Source organism: Amycolatopsis thailandensis (genome assembly GCF_002234405.1).
In the GTDB taxonomy this organism is placed as follows: Bacteria; Actinomycetota; Actinomycetes; order Mycobacteriales; family Pseudonocardiaceae; genus Amycolatopsis; species Amycolatopsis thailandensis.
This window is the reverse complement of record NZ_NMQT01000375.1, coordinates 1-1,046: the sequence shown is the minus strand read 5'-3', so window position 1 is coordinate 1,046 and position 1,046 is coordinate 1. Positions and strand designations below refer to the sequence as shown.

Genomic DNA, 1,046 nt, shown 5'->3' with positions numbered 1-1,046 from the left:
GCGTCGGCCGGGGTCGCGATACCGCCCGCGGTGAAGAGCACGACGGGGAGCTTGCCCTTCGCCGCGACCTCCTTGACGAGCTCATACGGTGCCTGAAGTTCTTTCGCCGCAACGTAAAGCTCGTCCTCGGGGAGCGACGAGAGGCGACGCAGCTCCGCGCGGATCTTGCGCATGTGCGTGGTCGCGTTCGAGACGTCGCCGGTACCGGCCTCGCCCTTCGAACGGATCATCGCCGCGCCCTCGTTGATCCGGCGCAGCGCCTCACCGAGGTTGGTCGCACCACAGACGAAGGGCACGGTGAAGGCCCACTTGTCGATGTGGTTCTCGTAGTCGGCCGGGGTCAGCACCTCGGACTCGTCGATGTAGTCGACACCGAGCGACTGGAGCAGCTGCGCCTCGACGAAGTGGCCGATGCGGGCCTTCGCCATGACGGGGATCGAGACGGCCTCGATGATGCCGTCGATCAGGTCCGGGTCGCTCATCCGGGCGACGCCGCCCTGGGCCCGGATGTCCGCGGGGACCCGCTCGAGCGCCATCACCGCGACGGCGCCGGCGTCTTCGGCGATCTTCGCCTGCTCGGCGGTGACCACGTCCATGATCACACCGCCCTTGAGCATCTCCGCCATCCCGCGCTTGACCCGGGCGGTGCCGGTGAGCGAGGTGGTGGCCGTGTTCGTGGAGTCGTCAGACACTGCTGGACCTTTCGAAAAGCGCGCGAAGTGGGATGACGCCTCCGAGGGTAGGCCGCTTTTGGACCTCTGAAGCAGGCCAGTTCGCGGCGATTTCAGCAGTCCACTGGGTGATCTGGCCCGCACCCGGCACGCGTTTCGTCCTCTGAATGCGGTAGTTCGACGTCGAAGCACCGCATTCAGAGGACGAAATGCGCCAGGGGTCAGCGGGCCAGGCCCTGCTCGAACGCGAACAGACCGTCCGGGTCGTACTTGCGCGCCACTCGCCGCAGCCGAGGGAGGCTTTCGCCGTAGTACGCCGAATCGAAGGGGCGCGGGGAGGGGAAGGAGGGAGGTCCCGGGGGGGGGCCTGGTGTA

The 1,046-nt window shown here is 67.5% G+C and carries 2 protein-coding genes; both read right to left on the bottom strand.

What is annotated here, in order from left to right; genetic code table 11:
- Window positions 1–626, bottom strand: a 626-nt coding sequence (locus tag CFP71_RS42985; RefSeq protein ID WP_244200065.1) for a beta/alpha barrel domain-containing protein, incomplete at its 3' end; no start/stop codon positions are given.
- Between the two features lie 266 nt (window positions 627–892).
- Window positions 893–1,046: BBE domain-containing protein (locus tag CFP71_RS45485; RefSeq protein ID WP_143267346.1), on the bottom strand; the 154-nt coding region annotated here is incomplete at its 5' end.